Source organism: Jatrophihabitans sp. YIM 134969 (assembly GCF_054456675.1).
Map to the genome: position 1 here is coordinate 20688 of NZ_JBTJEQ010000019.1, position 23344 is coordinate 44031.

The window sequence follows — 23344 nt, forward strand, 5'->3', positions numbered from 1 at the left end:
CGTCTGGCCCTCGCCCGTCACCCCCGCGCGAGTGCGCCGCTACCGCCCGCGCACAACGACGGCGGTGCGCACACACACGAACCGTTGCCGGGTGCACCGGTCGGCGCGAAGGTGCCGCGCATCGGGATCGGTGGGCCGGTGGGGTCGGGCAAGACCGCCCTGGTCGCGGCGTTGTGCCGGGCCCTCGCCACCGAGTTCTCGGTGGCCGTCGTGACCAACGACATCTACACCACCGAGGACGCCCAGTTCCTCAAGCGGGCCGGGGTCCTGCCCGACGAACGGATCCGGGCGGTGCAGACCGGCGCCTGCCCCCACACCGCGATCCGCGACGACATCAGCGCCAACCTCGACACCGTCGAGGAACTCGAGGAGACCTTCCCCGACCTCGATCTCGTCCTGGTCGAGAGCGGCGGCGACAACCTCACCGCGACGTTCTCCTACGGCTTGGTGCACCGGCAGATCTTCGTGATCGACGTGGCCGGCGGCGACAAGGTCCCGCGCAAGGGTGGCCCGGGCGTCACCCGCTCGGACCTGCTGGTCATCAACAAGACCGACCTCGCGCCGCTGGTGGGTGCGGACCTCGGGGTGATGGACCGGGAGTCGGCCGCGGTCCGCGAGGGCCGTCCCACCCTGTTCACGTCGCTCGCCCAGGACCCGACCGCCACCGAGGTCGCGGCCTGGGTGCGCTCGGTCGTCCGGGACCTCGCGCCGGTGGGATGAGGGCCCGCACCGCAGTCGTCGTCGACCCCGGCGGTCGGCTCGCCGAGGTCCGCTGCGCCCCGCCGTTGACCGTGCGGCAACTGCGATCCCGTGATCGTGACGTCTGCGCGCTGTGCGTGGTCGGCACGGCCGCCGGCCCACTGCCGGGCGACGACCTGGCCCTGAGCCTCGGGATCCGGGCGGGCGCCCGCGCGACGCTGCAGGCGACCGGTGCCCAGATCGCCCAGGGCGGCCGACCCGGGGCACCGCCCGCCCTCGTCCGCTACGACGTCGAGGTGGCGCACGGGGCGCACCTCGACGCCGACCCCGGCGCGCTCGTGGTGGCGCGCAACGCCGACGTCGAGGTCGACGTGCGCATCGAGCTCGCCGCCGGCGCCGCGGTGGTCTGGCGCGAGACCGTCGTCCTCGGCCGGACCGGCGAACCGCCCGGCCGGGTGCGGCTGCGGTGGGACGTGCGCCGGGACGGGGCCCCGCTGCTGCGGCAGGACCTCGACCTCGCCGACCCCGCACTGCGCGACTGGTCCGGGGTGACCGGCGGGGCCAAGGTGCTCACCACCGTCCTGCACGTCGCCCCCGGTCTCGCCGCGCGCACCGTTGTCCGTTCACCCACCGACGTCACCCAACGCCTCGCCGCCCACGCGACGGTGACGACGACCCTGGAACCGGAACGGCGACGCTAGGGGTCTGGTTCTACCGGCTCACGTACGGGCGGCGGTCGTCGGCAGCCGGGTGATCGAGTAGGTCGCCGTCGCGGGGGAGGCGACACCGAAACGGGCGTTGACCGCGTACAGCGCGCCACTGGAGTAGGTCGCGGTCGAGGGCACGTCCAGGGACGCCGCGGTCAGCGTGCGCTGGTAGGTCGCCGTGACGGCGCCCGGCGTGATGCGCAGCCGCAGTTGGGACACGCTCGCGTCGTCGACGCCGCGCACCACCCACAGCGTCGTGCCGCGCCGCTCGAGGCCGTCGCCTCCGGTGATCGCCCGGCCCGTGACGGGCACCGCCGAGGCGGCGCCGGTGCGCAGGTCGACCGTCCAGAGACCACCGACGCCCGAGTGGTCGAGCAGCACGCGGCCCCGGTCGATCACCCGGATGCCGTTCGCGGCGATGCCCTCCGCCTCTCCACCCGGCCAGGCGCCGCGCAGGGGCAGGAACGCGGGGCTGACGGCGGTGGGCAGGCCACGTGCCGTGAGCGTCAGCCTGGTCAGCCGCGCGACGCGGGAGTCGGTGACCCACACCGCGGTGGGCGTGACGACCAGGTCGTTGAGGAACACCCCGCCGGGAACGACGGTGTCGCGCACGACCCGGCCCGACAACGCGTTGACCGCCCAGACGTGCGCGACCGTGCCGACGTTGCCGACGGCCCACACCAGATCGGTGCGGGGGTCGTAGGCGAGGCCGCGCAGTTGGCGGCCGGCGGCGCCGGGGAGCAGCACGCGGCTCGGGGTGTCGCCGCGGAGGTCGCCCGCCACGATGCGGCCGTCGGCCAGGGACCCGACCCAGTAGGTCGAACCGGACGAGGTGATGCCCTCGGGTTGGATCCCGTCCGGCAGGGCGACGGTGTCGGGCCGGGCGGCGTCGGCCGCGGGTGCGACGGCGACGGTCGCCCCGGCCGTGCCGAGCGCGAGGACGACGGACAGAGCGACACGGGTGAGCTTGCGGGACACGACCGTCACACGGTGGCTGTCCCCGCGACGTCCGCCCCGTTCGCTGTGGATCAGGTGTGGGTGAGCGCCAGGTCAGAGCCAGGCGGTGCCCGGGTCGGGGGCGTCGTCGGCGAGCACGGCGCCCTCGATGAGCCCGTACGGCCGGTCGGCGGCGTAGAAGGTCTCGTGGGTGGTGGGCTCGCCGAAGGGGGTCGTGTCGACCACGAAGTGGTGCTTGTTCGGCAGCGCGAGCCGCACCTCCGCGACCTCGGGGATGGCCTCGACGACCGCCTCACCGATCGCGTAGAGCGTCTGCTGCAGCGAGTAGCTGTAGGTGCCGGCGAAGGTCCCGAGCAGTGTCTCGAGCGCTCGGTCGAACAGCGCGGCGTGATCGAGGTCGTCGACGGTCTCGGGCCGGTACCGCCACGTCGCGCTGACCTGCGTGGCGAGCATGCGGTCCTTGGTCTCGGCCAACGTCGTGTACCGGTCGCGGGGGAAACCCCAGAACTCCGAGTTGGTCGTGTTGAGCACGACGAGGTCGCGCAGGCCGCTCACGAGGGTCGTGCCGGCGTCCTGGTCCTCGTGGGCCACGCAGGTGCGGACGTAGCGGCCCTCACGGGCGAAGGAGTGGCCGCCGGCGCCGATCGGTGCCCAGGGGAACTCCTCGACCGCGACCCGCGCCCGGGTGATGGGCTCCTGGCTGCTGACGAAGTGGCGGGCCAACGCCAGGGCGTACGTCTCGGGCTCGACCGGGCCGAGCGACTGGGCGAACGCGTAGTCGGTGTTCTTCTGGGCGTCGGTGCTGAGGACGTTCGTGTTGTCGCCGGTGAGGTGGGTCGCCGCGAGATCGCCGGACAGTGACGACGAGACGTTCCAGTCGCGGATGACGTCGGTCCCGTCCGGCCCGAGGCCGCGGCCCACCCGGACCACCCGCACCTCGGCCTTGCCGTACCGGTTGATCCCGAGTCGGGCCATGCGTCGCCTCCAGTCATCGCCTGCGTCCACACCTTCGTCGGGGCATGTTTCCACGAACGGTCGAGGGCGTTACCGCATCGACACGTGCGTGCGGTTCCCTCTCTGACGTGGACTTGGAGACCGTGGTGTCGTACCGCCGCGCGACGAGCCGCGCCGACCTCGCGCTCGCGCCCGGCGAACGGGTGCTCGCCGGCGGGACCTGGCTCTACTCCGAACCGCAGGTGACGACGACGGGCCTGGTCGACCTCACGACGATGGGTTGGCCGGACCTGGAGGTGTCGGACGCGGGGTTGCGGATCGGTGCCACCTGCACCATCGCCGACCTGACCCGGTTCCCGGCCGTCGACGGGTGGCGGGCGCAGCCACTGTTCCGTCAGTGTGCGAGCGCGTTGTTGGCCTCACCGAAGGTGTGGGAGGTCGCGACGGTCGGGGGCAACATCTGCCAGTCGTACGCCGCCGCCGGCATGGTCTCGCTGGCGGTCGCGCTCGACGGCGAGGCCGTGGTGTGGCGCCCGGACGGCGGCGAACACCGCGTGCGGGTCGAGGACCTCGTCACCGGTGACACCACCAACACGCTGCGCGCGGGCGAGGTGTTGCGGGCGGTCGACCTGCCGGTCCACGCGCTGCGCGCCCGCACCGCCTACCGCAAGATCGCCCTGGCCGAACTCGGACGCTCGGGTTCCGTGCTGACCGGCCGGGTCGACGAGGACGGGTCGGCCGTCCTCACGGTCACGGCCGCGACCTGGCGCCCCCGTGTGCTGCGCTTCGCGGAACTGCCGAGCGCGCCGGAGCTCTCGCTCGCGCTCGACGTCGTCGACGACTGGTACACCGATCCGCTCGGCACCGCGGACTGGCGCGAGCACGTCAGCCGGCTGCTGCTCGACGAGATCCGCACGGAGCTCGCCGCGTGAAGTTCGAGGTCAACGGGACGGCGCTCGACGCCGACCCCCGCGCCGGGCAGTGCCTGCGGACGTTCCTGCGCGAGACGGGGCACACCGAGGTCAAGAAGGGCTGCGACGCCGGCGACTGCGGCGCGTGCTCGGTGCTGATCGACGGCCGCGCCGTGCAGTCGTGCATCTACCCCGCGCAGCGGGTCGAGGGGCGCACAGTGACGACAGCTGCGGGCCTCGCCGAGCGGGACGCGTTGCACCCGGTGCAGCAGGCGTTCGTCGACGACTTCGGGTTCCAGTGCGGGTTCTGCACGGCCGGCATGGTCGTCACGGCGTCGACGCTGACCCCCGCTCAGGTCGACGACTCCGACGAGTTCCCCCGTCTCATGCGGGGGAATCTCTGTCGTTGCACCGGGTACCGATCGGTGCGGCAGGCCATCACCCGCGGTGTGACCGGACGTGGGCCGGAGCTGGCGCCGGCCGGCGACGGCGTGGGGTGCTCGCCGCACCCGCCCGCCGCGCGGCGGGTCGTCACCGGTTCCGAGCCCTACACGTTCGACCCGCCGGTGCCCGGCTCGCTGGTGCTGCGGGTGCTGGGCTCGCCGCACGCCCACGCGCGGATCCGGCGGATCGACGTGTCGGCGGCGTCGGCGGTCGAGGGCGTCGAACTGGTGCTGACCCACGAGAACACCCCGATGACGCGGTACTCCACCGCCCGTCACGAGAACCGCCTCGACGACCCCGACGACACCCGGATGCTCGACGACGTCGTGCGATTCGTCGGCCAGCGGGTCGCGGTCGTGGTGGCGACGACCGCCGCGATCGCCGAGGCCGCGTGCCGGGCCGTCGTGGTGGAGTACGAGCTGCTGCCGGCCGTCCTCGACCCCGAGGTGGCCCGCTCACCCGGAGCGCCGCTGGTGCACCCGGAGGCGAGCGCCCTGAACCGCGTGCACGAGTCGGGTCGCAACGTGGTGGCCGCGCTGCACGACGGCCACGGCGGGGACGTCGACGCCGCGTTGGCGGCCTCGGAGGTCACCGTGTCCGGCACGTGGCGCACCCAGCGGGTGGCGCACGGGCAACTCGAGACCCACGGCGCCGTCGGGTGGCTCGACGACGACGGACGCCTGGTGGTCCGCACCAGCACCCAGGTGCCGTACCTCGTCCGGGACGAGCTGGCGCGGGTGCTCGACCTCGACCCGGAACGGGTGCGGGTGCTGACCCACCGGGTCGGTGGCGGGTTCGGCGGCAAGCAGGAGATGTTCCTCGAGGACGTCGTCGGGCTGGCCGTGCTGCGCACCGGGCGGCCCGTCAGCTACGAGATGACCCGCCGCGAGGAGTTCACCCGCACCAGCGTGCGGCACCCGATGCGGGTGACGGTCAGCCTCGGCGCCGGTCGCGACGGCCGGTTGACCGCGATGAAGGTCGACGTGCTCAGCGACACCGGTGCCTACGGCAACCACGCCATCGGCGTGATGTTCCACGGCTGCGCCGAGTCGGTCAGCCTGTACTCGTGCCCGGTCAAGCGGGTCGACGCCGAAGCCGTCTACACCACCACCGTGCCCTCGGGTGCGTTCCGCGGGTACGGCCTGGGCCAGGTGATCCTCGGCGTCGAGTCGGCGATGGACGAGCTGGCTCTGGAGCTCGACCTGGACCCGTTCGAGCTGCGACGGATCAACGCCGTGCGTGAGGGTGACCCGGTGCTGACCGTGCACCCGGAGCCGGAGCCCGACCTGGTGTACGGCAGCTACGGGCTCGACCAGTGCCTCGATCTCGCGCAGGACGCGTTGCGCCGCGGCAACGGGGTCGAGGCGCCGGCGGGCGAGCGGTGGCGGGTCGGCGAGGGCATGGCCGCCGCGATGATCGCCACCATGGCCCCGCGCGGGCACATCGCGAAGGTGGCGGTCACGCTCGACGCCGCCGGCCGGTACGGGGCCCGGGTGGGGACGACCGAGTTCGGCAACGGCACCTCGACGGTGCACACGCAGATCCTCGCGACGGCGCTGGGCACGTCGGCGGACCGGATCACGCTGCACCAGTCGGACACCGACGGCGCCGAGTACGACACCGGCGCCTTCGCGTCCGCCGGGACGACCGTGGCGGGCAAGGCGTTGCACGGTGCAGCGCTGCGGTTGCGCGAGGTCCTGGAGTCAACCGCCGCGTCGCTGCTCGGCGTCCCCGAGGATCGTTGCACCCTGCAACGCGACGGGGTTCTCGCGGACGGCCGGGTGGTGCCGTTCGCCGAGCTGGTCGCCTCCGTGCCCGAGGAGCACCGCGAGGGTGACCTGGTGGTCGGCCGCGGCGCGGAGTTCGGCGAGATGCGGTCGCTGGCCTGGAACGTCCACGCGTTCCGTGTGGCGGTCGACATCGCCACCGGTGCGGTCCGGATCCTGCAGTCGGTGCACGCGGCCGACGCCGGGACGGTCGTCAACCCCGAGCAGTGCCGGGGCCAGATCGAGGGCGGGGTGGCGCAGGGCATCGGCACCGCGTTGTACGAGGAGGTCATGATGGGCGGCGACGGTGCCGTGACCACACCGGTGTTCCGCACGTACCGGATGCCGCAGATGATCGACATCCCCGACACCGAGGTCTACTTCGCGTCGACGGCGGACACGCTCGGACCGTTCGGCGCGAAGTCGATGAGTGAGAGCCCGTACAACCCGGTCGTCGCCGCGATGGGCAACGCGATCCGCCGGGCCGTCGGGGTGCGCCCGTACGAGACGCCGTTCAGCCGCGACCGCAACTGGCGGATGCTGCAGTCGTCTTCCCCCGCGAGGCTGGGGCGGTGACCCTGTACCGCGCCACGGCCGTGGACGTGGTGGCCGACCCGTTCGTCGTCGGCGGGGCCGAGGCGTTGCGGGTGGAGTCGGATGCCGGCGTGGTCGTCACCGACGGCGTGATCGTCGACCGCGGGCCGTTCACGGCGGTGCGGTCCCGGCACGCCGAGGAGGCGGTCGAGGACCTGCGGGGCGGGCTGCTGCTACCCGGGTTCGTCGACACCCACGTGCACTACCCCCAACTGCGCGCGATCGGCGGGCTCGGCATGCCGCTGCTGGAGTGGTTGCAGCGCTGCGCCCTGCCCGAAGAGGTGCGCTTCGGCGACGCGCGGTACGCCGACGCCGTCGCGGTCGAGTTCCTCGACGGCCTGGCCCGGGCCGGGACCACGACGGCGCTGGTCTTCGGCGCGCACTTCGCGCCGGCGATGCACGCCTTCTTCGCTCGGGCCGAGACGAGCGGGCTCAACATCACCACGGGCCTGGTCCTCGGCGACCGCAACCTGCGCGAGGAACTGCACTGCTCGCCCGAGGTCGCCGCCGCCGAGAGTGCGGCGTTGATCGAGCGGTGGCACGGCCGTGGGCGGCTGCGTTACGCCGTCACACCCCGGTTCTCGTTGTCGGCGACCGACGACCTGCTCGGCGTGTGCGGGGACCTGCTCACCGACGACGTGTGGTTCACCAGCCACGTCAACGAGAACCTGGCCGAGGTCGCCGCCGTTGCCGGGCTGTTCCCGGCCAGCGGGAGCTACCTGGGCAGTTACGACACCCACGGCCTGGTGACCGGGCGCAGCGTGTTCGCGCACAACGTGCACGCCACCGACGACGAACTCGAACTCCTGGCCGGGCGCGGTGCCGCGGTGGCCCACTGCCCGACCAGCAACTCCGCCCTGGGCAGCGGACTCTTCCCGTTGCGTCGTCACGTCGAGCACGGGGTGCGGGTGGCGCTGGGCTCCGACGTCGGCGCCGGGACCGGTCTGTTCCTCGGCAAGGAGGCGCTGCAGGCCTACTTCATGCAGCAACTGCTGGGCGGTTCCGGTGTGCCGTTGACCCCCGCCCACCTGCTGTACCTGGCCACCGCCGCCGGTGCGGCCGCGCTCGGCCTCGCCGACCGCGTGGGCGACCTCTCGGTCGGCAAGGACTTCGACGCGGTGTGGCTGCGGCCGGCCGAAGGCACCACCCTGGCGGTCAACCTCGACGCCGCCCACGACACCCCCGACGCCCTGGCCCGCGCCTTCGCGCTGGCCACCCCCGCCGACGTCGCCCAGACCTGGGTCGCGGGGCGGCCCCTGAGAGGAGCATCCGATGCCTGAGGTCCACGTACGGCTGCGGTGGCCGGACGGCGTGGTGCAGCGGGTGTACAGCCCGTCGCTCGTCGTCACCGAACGGTTCGAGGCCGGAACCTCCTGCGCCGTCGCAGATCTGCTGCCGACCATGGGGGAGGCGCTCGCCGAGGCCAGCGACCGGGTCCGCGCCGCCTACGGCTTCCCGTGCTCCCGCGCCGCCGCCTCGTGGCAGCAGGTGCAGGCCCGCGCCGCCGCAGTCGGCGGCACCGGTGAGGTCGTGGTCGAGGCCTTCGAGCGGTGAGCTCTCAGCGCTGACGGACCCGTTCGTGCCGCGACAGGTCCGCCGCGACACGTCGCGGGCGGCGCCGGGCCGCGCGGCGGATCTTGCGTTCCGCGCGACGTTCCAGCTTCGATCGGTGACGGCTCCGCTGTCGGTGGGGTGGTCGGCCCGGTGGCCGGGCGGGTGTCGACGGCGGCCGTGGCGACGTGTCCGGGACGCGATCGGCTTTGGTCTGGTTGCACCAGACGCACATCCCGCGGGCGTTGGTCAGACTCGTGCGGCCGCCGTGGGTGTGGGGTTGGTGGTGGTCGATGTGTTTGATCGGGGCGTCGCAGGAGTCGGTGGTGCAGGTGTCCTCGTCACGCAGCGCGACGAAGTCGGCCATGGCCTTGGTGAACTGACGCGAGGCGGTCTCGGCGGTGATGAGCCGGCCCGCGGGGTCGCAGAACAGGCGGCGGACCCGGTGAGCTGGGCTGTCGTGGCCGGTGTCGAGGACCATCGCCCGGGCGAGCGGTGCCGGTATCGGTGATCCGTCGCCGAGGCGGGCGGGGGTGTCGCTCACGCCGAGCAGGGTGCGGTCGGTGATGACCAGCTGGACGGCCAGCGGGACTGCACTGGCCGAGGTCTGTCCGGTGATCCGTTCGACGACGGTGTCGGCCATGATCTGGTCGCGAGCGCGTTGATCCCCGGCGGCCCGGGCGTCTCTGACGGCCTGCTCGAGCGCGGCGCGGCAGGCGACGACCTGCACCATCGGGGCGAGCAGCGTCTGCCAGGCCATGGCGTCAGGTGCCGGGCGGGTACTGACCCGCCGCTCGGTGGCAGCTTTGGCGGCGCGGGCGCAGGCGCCGGCGGGGTCGAGTTCCTGCACGGCGGCGCGGGTGCGGCGGGTCAGGGTCCGGTCGCCCCAACCGTCGAGGTTCGCCGCGATACCGGCATCGACGATCTGCCGGTTCACCTGGGTCAGGGGTGCGACCTGGTCGAACACGAGACGCGCCCGCCGCTCCGACACCTCCCCGCGCTCCAGCAGGGCGAACGTGCCAGGGGTGTCGGTAGGTGCTTCGACCGCCCACCGCAGGTACTGCCCGGCGTGCCACGGGCTCAGCCTCAACGCCTGCCCGAGTTCGGCGACCAGTTGCCGTCGGGCGTGCTCCCGCCGCCGCGCCCGACCCACCCCGGGCTGGGGCGTGGTCGCAATCTCCACCTCGACCGCGGCGCGGTGTTGGGCGGCGAGGGCTGCGGTCTCGCGGGCGATCTCGGCGGCGAGTCGGCACCGTTGCGCGTCCAGCGCGGCGATCCGCGCCAGCCGGTCCGCAACGGTGTTCGACATGCGTTCGATTCTACCGCATCAGCGAAGAAAGTCAATGAAAAGCGACCTTTCTCGACGTCGCACGTCAGCGATGATGCCCGTGGCTGACTGCGGGGGTGGCGGGCCACCGGGTGGCGTGCCACTGTGCCCCATGGGCCGGCGCGTGGGGAGCGACGCGCGCGCCACCTCGCCGATGGAGCAGTCCAGGGCGCGGCATCGACGGCAGGTGCTGGTCGTCGTGGCCGCGGTGGCGGTCGCGGGCGCGGGTGTCCTCACCACCGTCGTGCTGACCCGTCAGCACACCTTCGTGGTGAGCGGCAACATCGGGGTCGGAGACGTGGACGAGTGGGACCCGGCAGGGACCGGTCGGTGCCTGCCGAGCGGTCCGGCTGCCGGGCTGGCCGGGACGACCCTCGAGGCTGTGACCCCAGATGGGGACGTGGTGTTCCGCCATGTCCTGGCCGACTTCCGCCAGGTCCAGACCTCGTGCGTTTCGCTCTTCCACAACGTCGAGTTCCCCGATGTCGCCCAGCGGTACATGATGCGGTTGTCCGGCCGCGAGGTCGGTGTGCTGACTCGCGCCGATCTGGTGCGCGCAACGTCGCCGGACGCTCACCCGGGCATCGGGTTCCTGGTGGTCGACTGCGCCACGGGGTCCCGGCTGACGATCCCGCCGAACCCGTACGCCTCATGAACCCCGGTAGGTCGAGTACGCGAAGGGTGAGAGCAACAGCGGTACGTGCAGGTGGGCAGCGGCGTCGGTGACGCGGAACGTGACGCGGACCTCGGGGTAGAACGTCGGGACGTCGAAGTAGTCCTCGGTGGCGAAGTCGAGGCGGTAGGTCCCGGGGACGAGGTCGGCGGCGAGATCGCTGATGCGGCCGTCGGCGTCGGTCTGCCGCTCCGCGAGCACCCGGCCCTCGGCATCGGACAACGTCACCGCCACGCCGACCGCCGGTCGGCCGGTCATGGCGTCCAGGACGTGGGTCGAGAGGCTCATGCCTCGAACACCTTCCCCAACCGCAGCCGCACGATCTGCCGCAGCTGCTCACGGACCTCGACCCGCTCCGCGTCCACGTCGTTCCCCATCCGGGCCGTCACCGCGGCGAGGACCTCGTCCGGTGACTTGCCGGTGGCGCAGATGAGGAACACCCACCCGAAGCGGTCCTCGTAGCCCACGTTCGCCTCGCGCAACCGTGCGGCGACGGAGGTGTCGGTCGTCGCGGCGGCCGCCTGTTCGCCCCGCGACCACCGCGACTCGACGCCGTCACCCGTGGCGCGTTGGCCGATCCGGGGGTGGGCGGCGAGGGCCTCGAGGACGTCGTCCCAGGTGAGCGTGACGAGCGCGGCGTCCGACGCCTGTTCCACGGCCGCCAGCGAGCCGAACGGCCTTCGGCCCACCACCAGCGTCTGCCACGCGGTGCTGGCGCAACAGGGAGCCAGGACGGCACGCGCGTCGTCCGGCGCCAGCGCGTCGAAGCCGGACACGGTCGAGACGGTCACGGGCCCCACGATCTCATCCCGTGGCCCCGCCGGTCATGGCAGAGTGCGGGTGGTGTTGGTCCTGCGCGCACGTCGGGTGATCACTCCGGAGGGCGAACGGCCCGCCGACGTCGTGGTCGACGACGAGTGGATCCACGAGGTCGTGGGGTACGGCGCTGCCCGCGGCGACGTCACCCACCTCGCCGACGACCGGGTGCTGCTGCCCGGTCTGGTCGACAGCCACGTCCACGTCAACGAACCCGGCCGCACCGCGTGGGAGGGCTTCGCCACGGCGACGGCCGCCGCCGCAGCGGGCGGGGTCACCACCATCGCCGACATGCCGCTCAACAGCATCCCGGCCACCGTCGACGTCGCCGCCCTGCGCACGAAACAGCAGGCCGCGTCGGGCCAACTGGCGGTCGACGTCGCCTTCTGGGGCGGAGCGGTACCGGGCAACGTCGACGACCTGCGACTGTTGCACGAAGCGGGGGTCGTCGGGTTCAAGTGTTTCCTGCTGCCCAGCGGCGTGCCCGAGTTCCCCCCGCTCGACCCGGCCGAACTCGAGGCGGCGATGACCGCCGTCGCCGCCTTCGACGGGCTGCTCATCGCCCACGCCGAGGACGAACACCTCGTGCACGACGCCCACGGCCGCCGGTACGCCGACTTCGTGGCGTCGCGCCCGCCCGCCGCCGAGACCACCGCGATCCACACCCTTGTCGACGCCGCGCGGCGGACCGGGTGCCGGGTGCACGTCGTCCACGTCTCCAGCGCGGAGTCGCTGCCGATCATCGCCGCGGCCAAGGCCGACGGCGTGCGGCTCACGGTCGAGACCTGTCCGCACTACCTCACGTTGACCGCCGAGACCGTCCCCGACGGCGCCACCCAGTTCAAGTGCTGCCCGCCCATCCGCGACGCCGCGAACCGGGACGCGCTCTGGGCGGGCCTGCGCGACGGCGTCATCGACTGTGTCGTGTCCGACCACTCGCCCTGCACCCCGGAGGCCAAACGCCTCGACGTCGGCGACTTCGGGCTGGCGTGGGGCGGGATCGCCTCGGTCCAACTGGGTCTGCCCGCCGTGTGGACGGCCGCGCGTACCCGGGGCGTGCCCCTCACCGACATCGCCCGGTGGATGGCGGCCGCGCCCGCCGACCTCACCGGCCTGACCGACCGCGGTGTGATCGCGCCGGGCAAGCGCGCCGACTTCTGCGTCGTCGCCCCCGAGGCGACGTTCGTGGTCGACCCCACGAAGCTCCGCCACCGCAACCCCCTCACCCCGTACGCCGGTCAGACGCTGTACGGCGTCGTCGAGCAGACGTGGTTGCACGGTGCACCGGTCCGCGACGGCGAACGCCGTGGCCGGATGCTGGAGCGGCGGGTGGCGGTGTGAGCGAGGAGCCGGACTTCCGCCTGCTGCCGGACCTGGCGAGCCGCACGCTCGGCGGCTCGGTGATGTGGTGCAACGACGAGTCCTTCGCCGACGTCCACACCCTCATCGACCCGCGCCCCGCGGTCCACGACGCGACCGCCTTCGGTCCGCGCGGGAAGGTGTACGACGGCTGGGAGACCCGCCGCCGCCGCGAACCCGGTGAGGACGCCGTCATCATCCGGCTGGCCGCGCCGACGCTGGTGCACGGGATCGACGTCGACACCGCGTTCTTCCGCGGCAACTTCCCGCCGAGGGCCTCGGTCGACACGACGGTGGTGCTGGGCTACCCGGACGCCCCGACGCTCCGCGCCGCCCGGTGGACCCGGGTCGTCGAGCACGCCGACCTCGAGGGCGACACCTCCAACCTGCTCGCCGTCGCGGGCGAACCGACGCTCGCCACCCACGTCCGACTCGTGATCCACCCCGACGGCGGGGTGGCCCGCCTACGGGTCCACGGCGAGGTCGTGCCGGACCCGACGCACCTCGGCGGCCGGATCGACCTGGCCTCGACCGTGCACGGCGGCCGGATCCTCGGGTGCAGCAACCTGTTCTACAGCTCGCCGGCCAACGTCCTCGCGCCCGGCGTCGCGCAGGTGATGTCGGACGGCTGGGAGACCTCACGGCGCCGCGACGACGGCAACGACTGGCTGACCGTGTCGCTCGGCGCACCGGGTTCGGTGCGGGCCGTCGTCGTCGACACCTCGCGGTTCGTCTTCAACGCACCGGGGTGGGCGCGGGTGACCGACGCCGACTCCGGCGCGGAACTGGTGCCCCGTACAGCACTCGTCCCCGACACCGAGCAGCGTTTCGCCGTGCGGCACGACGACCCGGTGGCCGCGGTGCGGCTCGACATCTACCCGGACGGCGGCGTCAGCCGCTTCCACGTCCTCGGCGAGGTCACGGCGTCGGAGCGGCCGCGTCTCGCCGCCCGGTGGCTCGACCTGCTGCCGCCCGACCAGCGATCCCGCACCGAACCCGGAGGATTCTTCACATGACCCAGAGCGCCCCCGACGGTGTCGTCGTCGCCGGTCCCGAGGTGGACCGCGCCGAGGAGATCCTCACGCCCGACGCGTTGGCGTTCGTGGCCGCCCTGCACCGCACGTTCGCCGCCACCCGCGACGACCTGCTCGCACGGCGGCAGGTCCGCCGGGAGGAGGTGGCGCGCACGGGCACGCTCGGGTTCCTGCCCGAGACGGCCGACATCCGTGAGGGTTCCTGGCAGGTGGCGCCCGCACCGGCCGACCTCACCGACCGGCGGTGCGAGATCACCGGACCCACCGAACGCAAGATGATGATCAACGCGCTGAACTCCGGCGCGAAGGTGTGGCTGGCCGACCTGGAGGACGCGAACACCCCGCACTGGCACAACGTCGTCGCGGGCCAGGTCAACCTCGCCGACGCCGTCCGCCGCACGGCGACCTTCACCAACCCCGACGGCCGCGAGTACGCCCTGCGCACCGACGGACCGCTCGCGACCGTCGTCGTGCGCCCCCGCGGCTGGCACCTGCCCGAGAAGCACCTCTCCGTCGACGGCCGCGACGGTGTCGGCGCGCTGGTCGACTTCGGCCTGTACCTCTTCCACAACGCCGCGGAACTGCTGCACCGGGGGAGCGGCCCGTACTTCTACCTGCCCAAGATGGAGAGCCACCTCGAAGCGCGGCTCTGGAACGACATCTTCAGTTTCGCCGAGGCCGAGCTCGGCGTTGCACACGGCACCATTCGTGCGACCGTGCTCATCGAGACCATCCCGGCCGCGTTCGAGATGGCCGAGATCCTCTACGAACTGCGGGAGCACGCCTCGGGGCTGAACGCCGGCCGGTGGGACTACCTGTTCAGCATCATCAAGTACTTCCGCGACGCCGGCCCCGCGTTCGTCCTGCCCGACCGCGGTTCGGTGACCATGACGGCGCCGTTCATGCACGCCTACACCGAGGCGTTGGTCAAGACCTGTCACGACCACGGCGCGTTCGCGATGGGCGGCATGGCCGCCTTCATCCCGTCGCGCCGCGACCCCGAGGTCAACGCCGCCGCGTTCGAGAAGGTCCGCGCCGACAAGGAACGCGAGGCCCGGGCGGGGTTCGACGGCTCGTGGGTCGCGCACCCCGGCATGGTGGAGGTCTGCACCGAGGTCTTCGACGGCGTGTTCGGCGACCGGCCGAACCAGCTCGACCGCCGTCGGGACGACGTCACCGTGGATCCCGCCGCCCTGCTGGATCTGTCCGGCACCGACGGCGAGATCACGGCGGCCGGTCTCGCCGCCGACGTGTCGGTCGGCATCCGCTACATCGCCTCCTGGCTCGCCGGCAACGGCGCGGCCGGCATCGACAACCTCATGGAGGACGCCGCCACGGCCGAGATCTCGCGGTCGCAGGTGTGGCAGTGGGTGCACGCCGACGTCGTCACCGCCGACGACGGCGAGTCGATCACGGCGTGGCGGGTGCAGGCCCTGGTCAGCGACGTCCTGGCGCAGTACCCCGACCTGCCGTACATCGACCGGGCCGCCGAACTGTTCCAACGGGTCGCACTCGACGACGACTTCGCCGCGTTCCTCACGCTGCCCGCCTACGACCTCGTCGACTGACCCGGTGGCGACCGACGACGTCCTCACCGCCCTCGACGCGGCGTTGGCCGCGGACGACGCCGAACGGCAGGAGCGGTACCCCGGCCCGCCGGCCGGGCGGCAACCGTTGCACACGGTGTACGTCCCGGCCGACACGGTCGACGCCGACGTCGTCGTCTCGTGGGGCACGCGGGCGCTCGCCGCGCTCGAGGAGCACGGACCGTTGCCTGGTGCACTGGTCGAGCACACCGGGCGCGTCGTGGCCAAGCTGCGCCGCGAGCCGGTCGAGGACCTGCGGGTCGACCTCGAGGACGGCTACGGCCTGCGCGACGACGACGAGGAGGACGCCCACACGGCCGCGGCAGCCGGGGCGATCGCCGCGATGGTCGCGGCGGGGACCGCGCCGCCGTTCACGGGCCTGCGGATCAAGTCGTTGGAGCCGTCCACCCGCCGTCGCGCGGTCCGCACCCTGGAGCTGTTCCTGGACCGGCTCGGACCGCCTCCGCCCGGCTTCCGGGTCACGCTGCCCAAGGTCACGTCCGTCGCCCAGGTCGCGGCGTTCGTCGACGTCCTCGACGCCTTCGACCCGGGGCTGCGGTTCGAGATCCAGGTCGAGACCCCGCAGGCCGTGCTCGGCGCCGACGGCCGGGCGCTCGTCGCCCCGATGCTGCACGCGGCGCGGGGCCGGTGCGCCGGGTTGCACTACGGGACCTACGACTACAGCGCGTCGCTCGGCGTCGGCGCTCCGTACCAGGCGATGGACCACGCCGTGGCCGACCACGCGACGTCGGTCATGCAGCTCGCGGCGGCGGGCACGGGTGTGCCGGTGTCGCACGGGTCGACCAACGTGCTGCCGGTCGGGTCGACCGCGGACGTCCGGGCGGCGTGGGCGCTGCACGCGAGGCTCGTGCGTCGGTCGCTGGAGCGTGGGATCTACCAGGGGTGGGACCTGCACCCGGCGCAGCTGCCGACGCGCTACGCCGCCACCATCGCGTTCTACCGGGACTCGGCCGCGGCCGTCGCCGCGAGGCTGGCGGGGTACCTCGGGAAGGCGGCGTCCGGGCTGCTCGACGAGCCCGCCACCGCCGCCGCCATGGCCGGGTTCCTGTGCCGCGCGCTCGACGCCGGTGCCGTCGACACCGACGAGGTCGTGACCGCGACCGGTGTGCCGGTGGCCGACCTGCTGGTGCTCGCCCGACGTTCACAGCCGCCGGACAGCTCCCTCACGGGGGGCTGAACAGGCTCTGACGGCATCGTGATGGGATGCTGTCTCCCGTGTCCGACACCCGCCGTCCCCGTACCGAGGACGACAAGCCCGGCCGGTTCGACGGCATCAAGGACTGGTTCGGCCGCGTCGGCGACGCCCTCGAGCGTGGCCGCGACCGGGCCCGCACGCAGGTCTCCCGCCTGCCGGGCGGCCTGCTGACCTGGAAGATCCTCATCGGGGTCCTCGGCCTCGCGATCATCGTGCTGGGCGTCGTCCTGCTGCCGCTGCCCGGACCCGGCTGGCTGATCATCTTCCTCGGCCTGGGCCTCTGGGGCACCGAGTTCGAGTGGGCCAAGCGCCTGCTGGGCTTCGCGCGGCGTCAGGTCGGCGCGTGGACCGACTGGGTGCAGCGCCAGCCCCGCCCGATCCAGGCGCTGGTCGGCCTCGCCAGCCTGATCTTCCTCGCCGCCGTGCTCTACGGCTCGTACTGGCTGTACACGAACTACCTGTCCTGACGCCGGATCACCCGTTGCGCTCGGCCATGTCGTCGAGGACGAGCGCCGCGCCGACCAACGACAGGTCGTCGCCGCCCGCGGCCCTCGCCAGCCCCTTCGGGGTGTGGGGGAGCCCGCGCGCCTTCGCGAGGTCGCGCACCCGGTCGTCGGCGAAGGGGCGCACGTCCGCCCACACCGCCTGCACCTCGCGCAGGAAGATGTCGGCCCCGAGTGGCCCGATGCCGGTGAACCCCGTGACGGCCGCACGGATGGCCTCGACGTCGCCCCCGGTGTCGCGGTGCAGGCGCCGCAGGTCACCGTCGTGACGCTCGAGCGCCTCGTCCGCGAGCGCCCCCAGCTGCCGGGCCGTCTGCACCTTGCGCAGGTACTTCGAGTCCGACAGCACCTGCCACCGCGCGTCCTGGCCGGCGTCCGCGAGCTTGCGCGCCGTGGTGAACCCGGCCGCCCCGAACGCCCTCGCGGTCCGCAGCCCCAGCCGCGCGTCGAGGTTCGCCGAGAGTAGCGAGGTCAGCACCAGCAACCGGAACAGCGGTGACGGGGTGTCCTTCAACCGGATCCCGGCCTCGGCGGCGAACGTCCGGGGGTGGTCGTCCAGCAGGGCGCGCAACGTCGACGAGGTGGTCACGGTGTCGGCCTACCCGCGGAGTCCGCCGGTCGACGCGACCTGTAGTCTCGCCACTCGGCTCGGGCGATTAGCTCAGTGGTAGAGCACTGCCTTCACACGGCAGGGGTCACTGGTTCGAACCCAGTATCGCCCACCACCGGACCGTGGCGACCTCGAGCGCCTTCAGACGTTCTCGCGTCGGGCGGCGAGCCGCTGGGCGGGGTGCTCGTCGGGGTTGTAGGCGTGGCACTGGCACAGCCCCTCGGTCCCGACGCACGTGGCGCGGTCGGTGCCGTGGTCGTCGGCGCTGTGGCCGCAGACGAGGCAGGCGCGTTCGGTGGTCTCGGTCATCGGCGTCGCTCCGGTGTCGGCCAGCGGGAAACTCTCGGCGTGGCCGGGTCTACCCGGTCTACCGCCGGTAACAGACACGGCCGCGGACGTTCGATCCACTCTGCCCCTCCCGCCGGCGGCTGTGCCCGATCGGGAACGCCCCGACGTGCCGGACGCGCCTACGGTTCCCGCCGTGCGCATGCGAGTGCTGGTGACGGCGGTGGTGACGGGCGCGGTGGTGCTCGGACTCTCGCCCGGCGTCGCCGACGCCGCACCGGCGACGACGCGGGTGGCGGGGGTCCTGCAGTACACGACCTCGGACGGTCGGCACCCGTTCTCCCGGGGCGTCACCGTGCAGGTCCGCGACGCCGACGGCACGGCGGGCGGGACGCTGCTCGGGACCGTCACCACCGACGACGTCGGGATCTTCAGCCTCGACGTCACCACGAAGCGGCCCAACGGTCAGGCGCGACGGCCGTTCGCGCGGGCGCTGTCGCGCAGCGCCGGGTTCACGGTGCACGCGTCCGGCTCGACCGCGCCGTACGCCGCGGAGTCGACGCCGACCACCGCCACGGGTGCGACCCAGTCGGTGCGGCTGAAGGTCGGCAACAGCACGGCCGCCGAGACCGCCTTCGGTGTCACGGACGCCCTGGTCACCGGGGTCCGCTACGCCGCACGGCTGGGGGTGACCATGCCGGCACTGTCGGTGTCGTTCCCCGACGCGAAGGGCACGAACGCGACGGCGGCGCTGCTCCGCGTCCAACGACTGGACCAGTTCGACTGGGACGTCCTCCTGCACGAGTACGGGCACGCGGTGGCGGACGCGCTCGGTGTCGACAAGTCTCCGGGCGGCACGCACGGGTTCGGTCAGAACGTCGCCGAGCCCCCGCGGTCGAAGCTCGAGGGGCTGCGCCTGGCCTGGAGCGAAGGGTTCGCGACGTACTTCTCGTTGACGGCCCAGGACGTTCTCGGTGCCTCGTCGCAGCACGTCCCCGGTGCGGGTGACGACTTCTTCGACGACACCCAGGACGCGTCGTCCCACGTGGCGATCGGCACCGACGTCGGGATCATCTCGGCCGGCGAGGACGACGAGTTGTCCATCGCGCGGTCGCTGTGGCACTTCCGCGTCGACGCGCGGACTCGCATCCCGGACGTCGCACTCGTGAAAGCCCTGCGCGCGGCCGGGGTCTCGACGTTCTCGGGCGCGGTCGCGGCGTTGCTGCCGGCGGCGAACGCCGCGCGGTTCGACGGATCCGGGAACCCGTCGGCGGCGCAAGTTGCACACAGCAACGATTTCGCGTGCGTGCTGTCGCGGCAGAAGGTCTCACCGCTGGTCACCGCGCCGGCCGACGGTGACCACGTCAGCCTCAGCGAACCGCCGACGTTCACCTGGCAACCCCGCGGCGCCGGACCGTCGCACCGGCTCACCCGCTTCGTGGTGCAGGTGTGGAGCTCCGACTGGTCGAAGGCCCGCTTCACGTCGCCGACGACCACCGCGACGACGTTCACGCCGACCGCCGCGCAGTGGAGGGGCGTCCTCAAACCGTCCGACACCGGAGTCCACGTCGTGGTGCGCGGGCGCAGTGTCGACGCACCCGCGACCGGGCCCTACAACAGTTGTGCCGTCGACCTCACCGCCGGCGGCGGGCTCACGGCCACCCCGGTGGGAACGCGGCTGCACCCGGCGGCGCTGATCCCGGCCTGCGCCGGCCTCACCTCGCCGTTCGACTCGATGTTCCGCGTCGCGGGGTCGGACCTGTCGGCCTCGGCCACCTACGACATCGTGTTGCACACCGACGACGGCGCGTGGCCCGACGTCGCGCTCACCTCGGCCACGACCAACGCCGGTGGCGACCTGCCGTCCACCCTGGCCGTGCTGCGGAACATCCCGAGCGGACGTCACTGGGTGGTGGTCGCGAAGCCCCGCGAGGACGGCGACATCGGGGCCCGGGTGGGGCTGCAGGTCCTGGGTCTCACCTGCTACAAGGGCGACCCCGACCACCCGAACACCGTGGTGTGGGGCGGTGTCGGCGCGCTGCCCGGCACGACCGTCACCGAAGCCCTGAACGGGACGACCGTGGGTACGGCCGTCGCGGACTCCACGGCCACGTACCAGGCGTCGTACACCGTCTCGTGCACCGGTTCCAAGACCGCACTGGTCTCCTACACCGACCTGGACGGCCCGCAGACCATCACGTTCCAGGTCAGCTGCCCGCACGCGTGAACCCCGACGCGGCAGGCGTCACGACGCGTCCGGCACGCTGACCCGGTGACCGCGATCGCGACCGCCCCGGACCGGCTGTTCCCGCCCGACCCGGGGGTGCGGGCGATCGCCCGGCGGTTGCACGAGCAGGTGCGGGACCTGCCGGTCGTGTCGCCGCACGGCCACGTCGACCCACGCCTGCTGCTCGACGACCTCCCGTTCACCGACCCGGCCACGCTGCTGGTCACGCCCGACCACTACGTCACCCGGTTGCTGCACGCGAACGGCGTCGCCCTGCGGGAGCTCGGCGTCGGGCAGGGTCCGCTCCACGAGGCCGACGCCCGCCGGGCCTGGCGTCTGCTGTGTGAGCACTGGCCCGCGTTCCGTGGCACGCCGGTGCGGTACTGGCTCGAACGCGAACTGCTCGACGTGTTCGGGCTCGACCAGCGGCCGTCGGCAGCCACAGCGGACGCGCTCTACGACGGCATCGCCGAGCGTCTCGCGCAGCCGGAGTTCCGGCCGCGGGCGCTGTACGCACGGTTCGGGCTGGAGGTGCTGGCGACCACCGACGACCCGTGCGACGACCTCGCGGCGCACGCGGCGCTGGCGGCCGATCCGTCGTGGACCGGCCGGGTGGTCCCCACGTTCCGCCCCGACGCCTACCTGGAGCCCGCGGGCGAGGGATGGGCCGACCGGGTCCGCCGCTTGGGGGAGGCCGCGCAGACCGACACCGACGAGTACGACGGGTACGTCGAGGCCCTGGAGGCCCGTCGGCGGTACTTCGTCGAACACGGCGCCGTGTCGGCCGATCACAGTCACCTCGACGCCGGCACCGACCCGCTCGACCCGGCCGCGGCCCGGCGGATCTTCGCCGCGGCCCGGTCGGGCGTCGCCACGACGGCCGAGACCACGGCCTTCCGCCGGCACATGCTCGGCGAGATGGCCCGGATGTCGTGCGACGACGGCCTGGTGATGACGCTGCACCCGGGCGTCCTGCGCAACCACCACGGCCCCACCCACCGGCGCTTCGGACCCGACACCGGCCACGACATCCCTGTGAGCGTCGAGTTCACCCGCGCGTTGCAGCCGTTGCTCGAGCGGTACGGCACCGACCCGAACCTGCACCTGGTGCTGTTCACCGTCGACGAGACCACGTTCTCGCGCGAGATCGCCCCGCTCGCCGGCTTCTACCCGTCGGTGTACGTCGGTGCGCCGTGGTGGTTCCTCGACGCGCCCGACGCCATCCGTCGCCACCGCGCCGCCGTCAGCGAGACCGTGGGCTTCGGTCGGAGCAGCGGATTCATCGACGACACCAGGGCGTACTGCTCGATCCCCGCGCGCCACGACATGTCGCGCCGCATCGACGCGGGCCACCTGGCCGGCCTGGTCGCCGAACACCGGTTGGAGGAGGACGAGGCGGCCGAGACCCTGCGCCACCTCACCCTCGATCAGCCTCGAGCGGTGTTCAAGCTCTGACGCGGTGAGTCAGCAGCGCGCTCTCAACCGCCTGCGGCGGCCCGCACGATCACCGCGACGGCGACGGCGCCGGGGTCCGGGACGTCGGTGAGGTGCTCGCCCGAGACGTACGCCGAACGGCCCGCCGCGGCCGAGGTCATCGACGCCGTCGCGTCGGCGCCCGCCTGCGCTGCGGTGGCGGCGTCGGCCGGCGAACCGTTGCGCAGTGCATCGATGGCCGGCACCAGGGCGTCGAGCATCGTGCGGTCACCGGGTTTCGCGCCGCCGTGGTGCTGCACGGCCTCGACCCCTGCGGCGAACCCGGCGGGAACGTCGGCGCCGTCGGCCACGGCGGTGCCCGCCGCGGCGAAGAAGATCGACCCGAGCACACCGCTGGATCCGCCCATGGCGCTGGAGAGCACGGTCGACAACGCCGCGAACAGCGAGGCCGGTTCGGCGAGCGGCAACCGGTCGAGGGAGTCGAGGATGCGGCGCGCGGCGGTGGCGAACGTCGAGCCGGTGTCGCCGTCGCCCACCTTGGCGTCGAGGGCGTTCAGTTCGGACTCGGCCGCCACGACGGCCTCGGCGACGGCCGTGAGCAGGGCCCGCACCCGGTCGTCGGAGGACGCGGCCGGCGCCTCGGGTGCGGTCGCCGGCAGTGGGCGGACCGTGAGTTCGCCGACGGCGCGCACCCCCTGCCACGCCGTGTGGTCCGCCACCGGCGCCGTCAGCCCGGTGCGCACCGCGTCGGTCAGCGGTAGCGCGCTGAGCGAGAAACCCCCCGCGGACAACGACGTCATCAACGCGGCCGGCCCGGCCACGAGTTCTGCTCGGGCCCCGAGCGGGCTCGCCAGGACGTCGTGCAGCACGACGGCGAGTTCGAGCGCGGCGACGCCACCCAGGTTGTTGACCAGCACCAGCACCGGGCCGTCGGGGACGGTCTCACCCAACCGCGAGGTCATGGTCTCGACGACCGCCCACGCGCTGCCGACGTCGATGGTCTCGGCGCCCGGCTCGCCGTGGATGCCGAGCCCGAGTTCGGCCGAGCCCTCGGCGATCCGGTCGCTCGTCGGCTGCCCGGGCACGGCCACCGGCGACAGCGACACCCCGAGGGTGCGCACGCTGGCGGCGACCGTGCGGGCGGCGTCCGCGACCTCCGCGAGCGGCGCCCCGGCCTCGGCCGCGGCGCCCGCGACCTTGTGCACCAGCAGCGTCCCGGCGAGCCCGCGCGCCTGGGGGGTGTCGGGCAGGGCGATGTCGTCGTCGACCACGACCATCGCGACGTCGAGACCACGCGTCCGCGCGCGCTCGACCGCCAGACCGAAGTTGAGCCGGTCGCCGGTGTAGTTCTTCACGATGACCAGGCAGCCGGCATCGCCGGTCACGGCGACGATCGCCGCCAGCACGGCGTCGACGCTGGGCGAGGCGAAGATCTCCCCACACACCGCCGCGGTGAGCAGCCCGCGTCCGACGAAGCCCGCGTGCGCCGGTTCGTGTCCGGATCCACCGCCGGACACCAGTGCCACCCGGTCGTGCTCCCAGTCGGCGCGCACGACGACCTTGACGTCGGGGTAGCCGTCGAGCCGGGCGAGGGTGCCGCCCGAGGCCCGGACCAGGCCGTCGACCGCTTCGGTGACCACGGCGTCGAGGTCGTTCACCAGGTGCGTCATGATCCGATCCTCGCACCGACG

22 protein-coding genes and 1 tRNA gene are annotated in these 23344 nt (G+C 73.1%); 15 read left to right on the forward strand and 8 right to left on the reverse strand.

Annotated features, from left to right (window positions below):
- The first annotated feature begins 84 nt into the window (after positions 1-84).
- Together ureG and ACXR2U_RS11875 are read left to right on the forward strand one after the other, a co-directional pair.
- On the forward strand, positions 85-720 hold the full coding sequence (ureG, locus tag ACXR2U_RS11870; protein ID WP_458825304.1) for an urease accessory protein UreG: 636 nt from the start codon (positions 85-87) through the stop codon (positions 718-720).
- Positions 717-1400, forward strand: a complete 684-nt coding sequence (locus ACXR2U_RS11875; protein WP_458825225.1) for an urease accessory protein UreD — start codon at positions 717-719, stop codon at positions 1398-1400. The genes ureG and ACXR2U_RS11875 overlap by 4 nt, the downstream gene beginning before the upstream one ends.
- Before the next feature lie 18 nt (positions 1401-1418).
- On the opposite strand, the gene ACXR2U_RS11880 is transcribed toward ACXR2U_RS11875, so the two are convergent.
- Both ACXR2U_RS11880 and pucL read right to left on the reverse strand, forming a co-directional pair.
- Complete coding sequence (locus tag ACXR2U_RS11880) at positions 1419-2393, reverse strand: hypothetical protein (RefSeq protein WP_458825226.1); 975 nt, start codon at positions 2391-2393, stop codon at positions 1419-1421.
- A gap of 63 nt (positions 2394-2456) precedes the next feature.
- A complete protein-coding gene (pucL, locus tag ACXR2U_RS11885) occupies positions 2457-3338 on the reverse strand; it encodes a factor-independent urate hydroxylase (protein ID WP_458825227.1) in 882 nt (293 codons plus the stop codon).
- A gap of 107 nt (positions 3339-3445) precedes the next feature.
- Here pucL and ACXR2U_RS11890 point away from each other — a divergent pair, with 107 nt between their 5' ends.
- Genes ACXR2U_RS11890 through ACXR2U_RS11905 form a run of 4 tightly spaced genes read left to right on the forward strand, consistent with a single transcriptional unit; the run spans position 3446 to position 8586 of the window.
- Positions 3446-4249 carry an FAD binding domain-containing protein gene (locus tag ACXR2U_RS11890; RefSeq protein ID WP_458825228.1) on the forward strand — a complete coding sequence of 268 codons (804 nt, stop codon included), beginning with the start codon at positions 3446-3448 and terminating at the stop codon, positions 4247-4249.
- A complete protein-coding gene (locus ACXR2U_RS11895; protein ID WP_458825230.1) occupies positions 4246-7014 on the forward strand; it encodes a molybdopterin-dependent oxidoreductase in 2769 nt (922 codons plus the stop codon). The genes ACXR2U_RS11890 and ACXR2U_RS11895 overlap by 4 nt, the downstream gene beginning before the upstream one ends.
- Positions 7011-8312 (forward strand): guanine deaminase, encoded by a 1302-nt coding sequence (gene guaD, locus ACXR2U_RS11900; protein WP_458825232.1) that lies wholly within the window; start codon positions 7011-7013, stop codon positions 8310-8312. Before ACXR2U_RS11895 ends, guaD begins: the two co-directional genes overlap by 4 nt.
- On the forward strand, positions 8305-8586 hold the full coding sequence (locus tag ACXR2U_RS11905; protein ID WP_458825233.1) for an MSMEG_0570 family nitrogen starvation response protein: 282 nt from the start codon (positions 8305-8307) through the stop codon (positions 8584-8586). The genes guaD and ACXR2U_RS11905 overlap by 8 nt, the downstream gene beginning before the upstream one ends.
- A gap of 4 nt (positions 8587-8590) precedes the next feature.
- Here the strand turns inward: ACXR2U_RS11905 and ACXR2U_RS11910 are convergent, their stop codons facing one another.
- Entirely contained in the window at positions 8591-9892 is a 1302-nt protein-coding gene (locus ACXR2U_RS11910; RefSeq protein ID WP_458825234.1) for an HNH endonuclease, read from the reverse strand.
- A 142-nt stretch (positions 9893-10034) separates the two neighbouring features.
- On the opposite strand from ACXR2U_RS11910, the gene ACXR2U_RS11915 reads away from it, so the two are divergent.
- Positions 10035-10565: a hypothetical protein gene (locus tag ACXR2U_RS11915; RefSeq protein WP_458825235.1), complete on the forward strand. Its 531-nt coding sequence runs from the start codon at positions 10035-10037 to the stop codon at positions 10563-10565.
- On the opposite strand, the gene uraH is transcribed toward ACXR2U_RS11915, so the two are convergent.
- Entirely contained in the window at positions 10560-10871 is a 312-nt protein-coding gene (gene uraH, locus ACXR2U_RS11920) for a hydroxyisourate hydrolase (RefSeq protein ID WP_458825237.1), read from the reverse strand. The two genes, ACXR2U_RS11915 and uraH, sit on opposite strands and share 6 nt — an antisense overlap.
- Positions 10868-11374, reverse strand: coding sequence for a 2-oxo-4-hydroxy-4-carboxy-5-ureidoimidazoline decarboxylase (uraD, locus tag ACXR2U_RS11925; RefSeq protein WP_458825238.1), 507 nt, complete (start codon positions 11372-11374; stop codon positions 10868-10870). Before uraD ends, uraH begins: the two co-directional genes overlap by 4 nt.
- 43 nt (positions 11375-11417) lie before the next feature.
- On the opposite strand from uraD, the gene allB reads away from it, so the two are divergent.
- Genes allB through ACXR2U_RS11950 form a run of 5 tightly spaced genes read left to right on the forward strand, consistent with a single transcriptional unit; the run spans position 11418 to position 17061 of the window.
- Positions 11418-12740, forward strand: coding sequence for an allantoinase AllB (allB, locus tag ACXR2U_RS11930; protein ID WP_458825239.1), 1323 nt, complete (start codon positions 11418-11420; stop codon positions 12738-12740).
- Positions 12737-13774: an allantoicase gene (gene alc / locus ACXR2U_RS11935; RefSeq protein ID WP_458825240.1), complete on the forward strand. Its 1038-nt coding sequence runs from the start codon at positions 12737-12739 to the stop codon at positions 13772-13774. The genes allB and alc overlap by 4 nt, the downstream gene beginning before the upstream one ends.
- Positions 13771-15360 (forward strand): malate synthase A, encoded by a 1590-nt coding sequence (gene aceB / locus ACXR2U_RS11940; RefSeq protein ID WP_458825241.1) that lies wholly within the window; start codon positions 13771-13773, stop codon positions 15358-15360. Before alc ends, aceB begins: the two co-directional genes overlap by 4 nt.
- Before the next feature lie 4 nt (positions 15361-15364).
- A complete protein-coding gene (locus ACXR2U_RS11945; protein ID WP_458825242.1) occupies positions 15365-16576 on the forward strand; it encodes a DUF6986 family protein in 1212 nt (403 codons plus the stop codon).
- Positions 16577-16614: 38 nt separating this feature from the next.
- The gene (locus ACXR2U_RS11950) at positions 16615-17061 is read left to right on the forward strand and encodes a TIGR02611 family protein (protein ID WP_458825243.1); all 447 of its coding nucleotides are present in this window, start codon (positions 16615-16617) and stop codon (positions 17059-17061) included.
- Positions 17062-17068: 7 nt separating this feature from the next.
- Here the strand turns inward: ACXR2U_RS11950 and ACXR2U_RS11955 are convergent, their stop codons facing one another.
- Entirely contained in the window at positions 17069-17686 is a 618-nt protein-coding gene (locus ACXR2U_RS11955) for an HhH-GDP family DNA glycosylase (protein ID WP_458825244.1), read from the reverse strand.
- 61 nt (positions 17687-17747) lie between these two features.
- Here ACXR2U_RS11955 and ACXR2U_RS11960 point away from each other — a divergent pair.
- A tRNA-Val gene (locus ACXR2U_RS11960) sits at positions 17748-17822 on the forward strand.
- A gap of 26 nt (positions 17823-17848) precedes the next feature.
- On the opposite strand, the gene ACXR2U_RS11965 is transcribed toward ACXR2U_RS11960, so the two are convergent.
- A complete protein-coding gene (locus ACXR2U_RS11965; protein WP_458825245.1) occupies positions 17849-18016 on the reverse strand; it encodes a hypothetical protein in 168 nt (55 codons plus the stop codon).
- Between the two features lie 172 nt (positions 18017-18188).
- Here ACXR2U_RS11965 and ACXR2U_RS11970 point away from each other — a divergent pair, with 172 nt between their 5' ends.
- Positions 18189-20219 carry a hypothetical protein gene (locus ACXR2U_RS11970; RefSeq protein WP_458825246.1) on the forward strand — a complete coding sequence of 677 codons (2031 nt, stop codon included), beginning with the start codon at positions 18189-18191 and terminating at the stop codon, positions 20217-20219.
- 45 nt (positions 20220-20264) lie between these two features.
- Complete coding sequence (gene uxaC / locus ACXR2U_RS11975; RefSeq protein WP_458825247.1) at positions 20265-21674, forward strand: glucuronate isomerase; 1410 nt, start codon at positions 20265-20267, stop codon at positions 21672-21674.
- A gap of 23 nt (positions 21675-21697) precedes the next feature.
- On the opposite strand, the gene ACXR2U_RS11980 is transcribed toward uxaC, so the two are convergent.
- Complete coding sequence (locus ACXR2U_RS11980; RefSeq protein WP_458825248.1) at positions 21698-23323, reverse strand: dihydroxyacetone kinase subunit DhaK; 1626 nt, start codon at positions 23321-23323, stop codon at positions 21698-21700.
- Between the last annotated feature and the right edge of the window lie 21 nt (positions 23324-23344).

Coding starts and splice junctions, on each gene's coding strand:
- ACXR2U_RS11875 (WP_458825225.1), top strand. CDS start 717: ATGAGGGCCCGCACCGCAGTCGTCGTCGACCCCGGCGGTCGGCTCGCC.
- pucL (WP_458825227.1), bottom strand. CDS start 3,338: ATGGCCCGACTCGGGATCAACCGGTACGGCAAGGCCGAGGTGCGGGTG.
- ACXR2U_RS11905 (WP_458825233.1), top strand. CDS start 8,305: ATGCCTGAGGTCCACGTACGGCTGCGGTGGCCGGACGGCGTGGTGCAG.
- ACXR2U_RS11910 (WP_458825234.1), bottom strand. CDS start 9,892: ATGTCGAACACCGTTGCGGACCGGCTGGCGCGGATCGCCGCGCTGGAC.
- uraH (WP_458825237.1), bottom strand. CDS start 10,871: ATGAGCCTCTCGACCCACGTCCTGGACGCCATGACCGGCCGACCGGCG.
- aceB (WP_458825241.1), top strand. CDS start 13,771: ATGACCCAGAGCGCCCCCGACGGTGTCGTCGTCGCCGGTCCCGAGGTG.
- ACXR2U_RS11965 (WP_458825245.1), bottom strand. CDS start 18,016: ATGACCGAGACCACCGAACGCGCCTGCCTCGTCTGCGGCCACAGCGCC.
- ACXR2U_RS11980 (WP_458825248.1), bottom strand. CDS start 23,323: ATGACGCACCTGGTGAACGACCTCGACGCCGTGGTCACCGAAGCGGTC.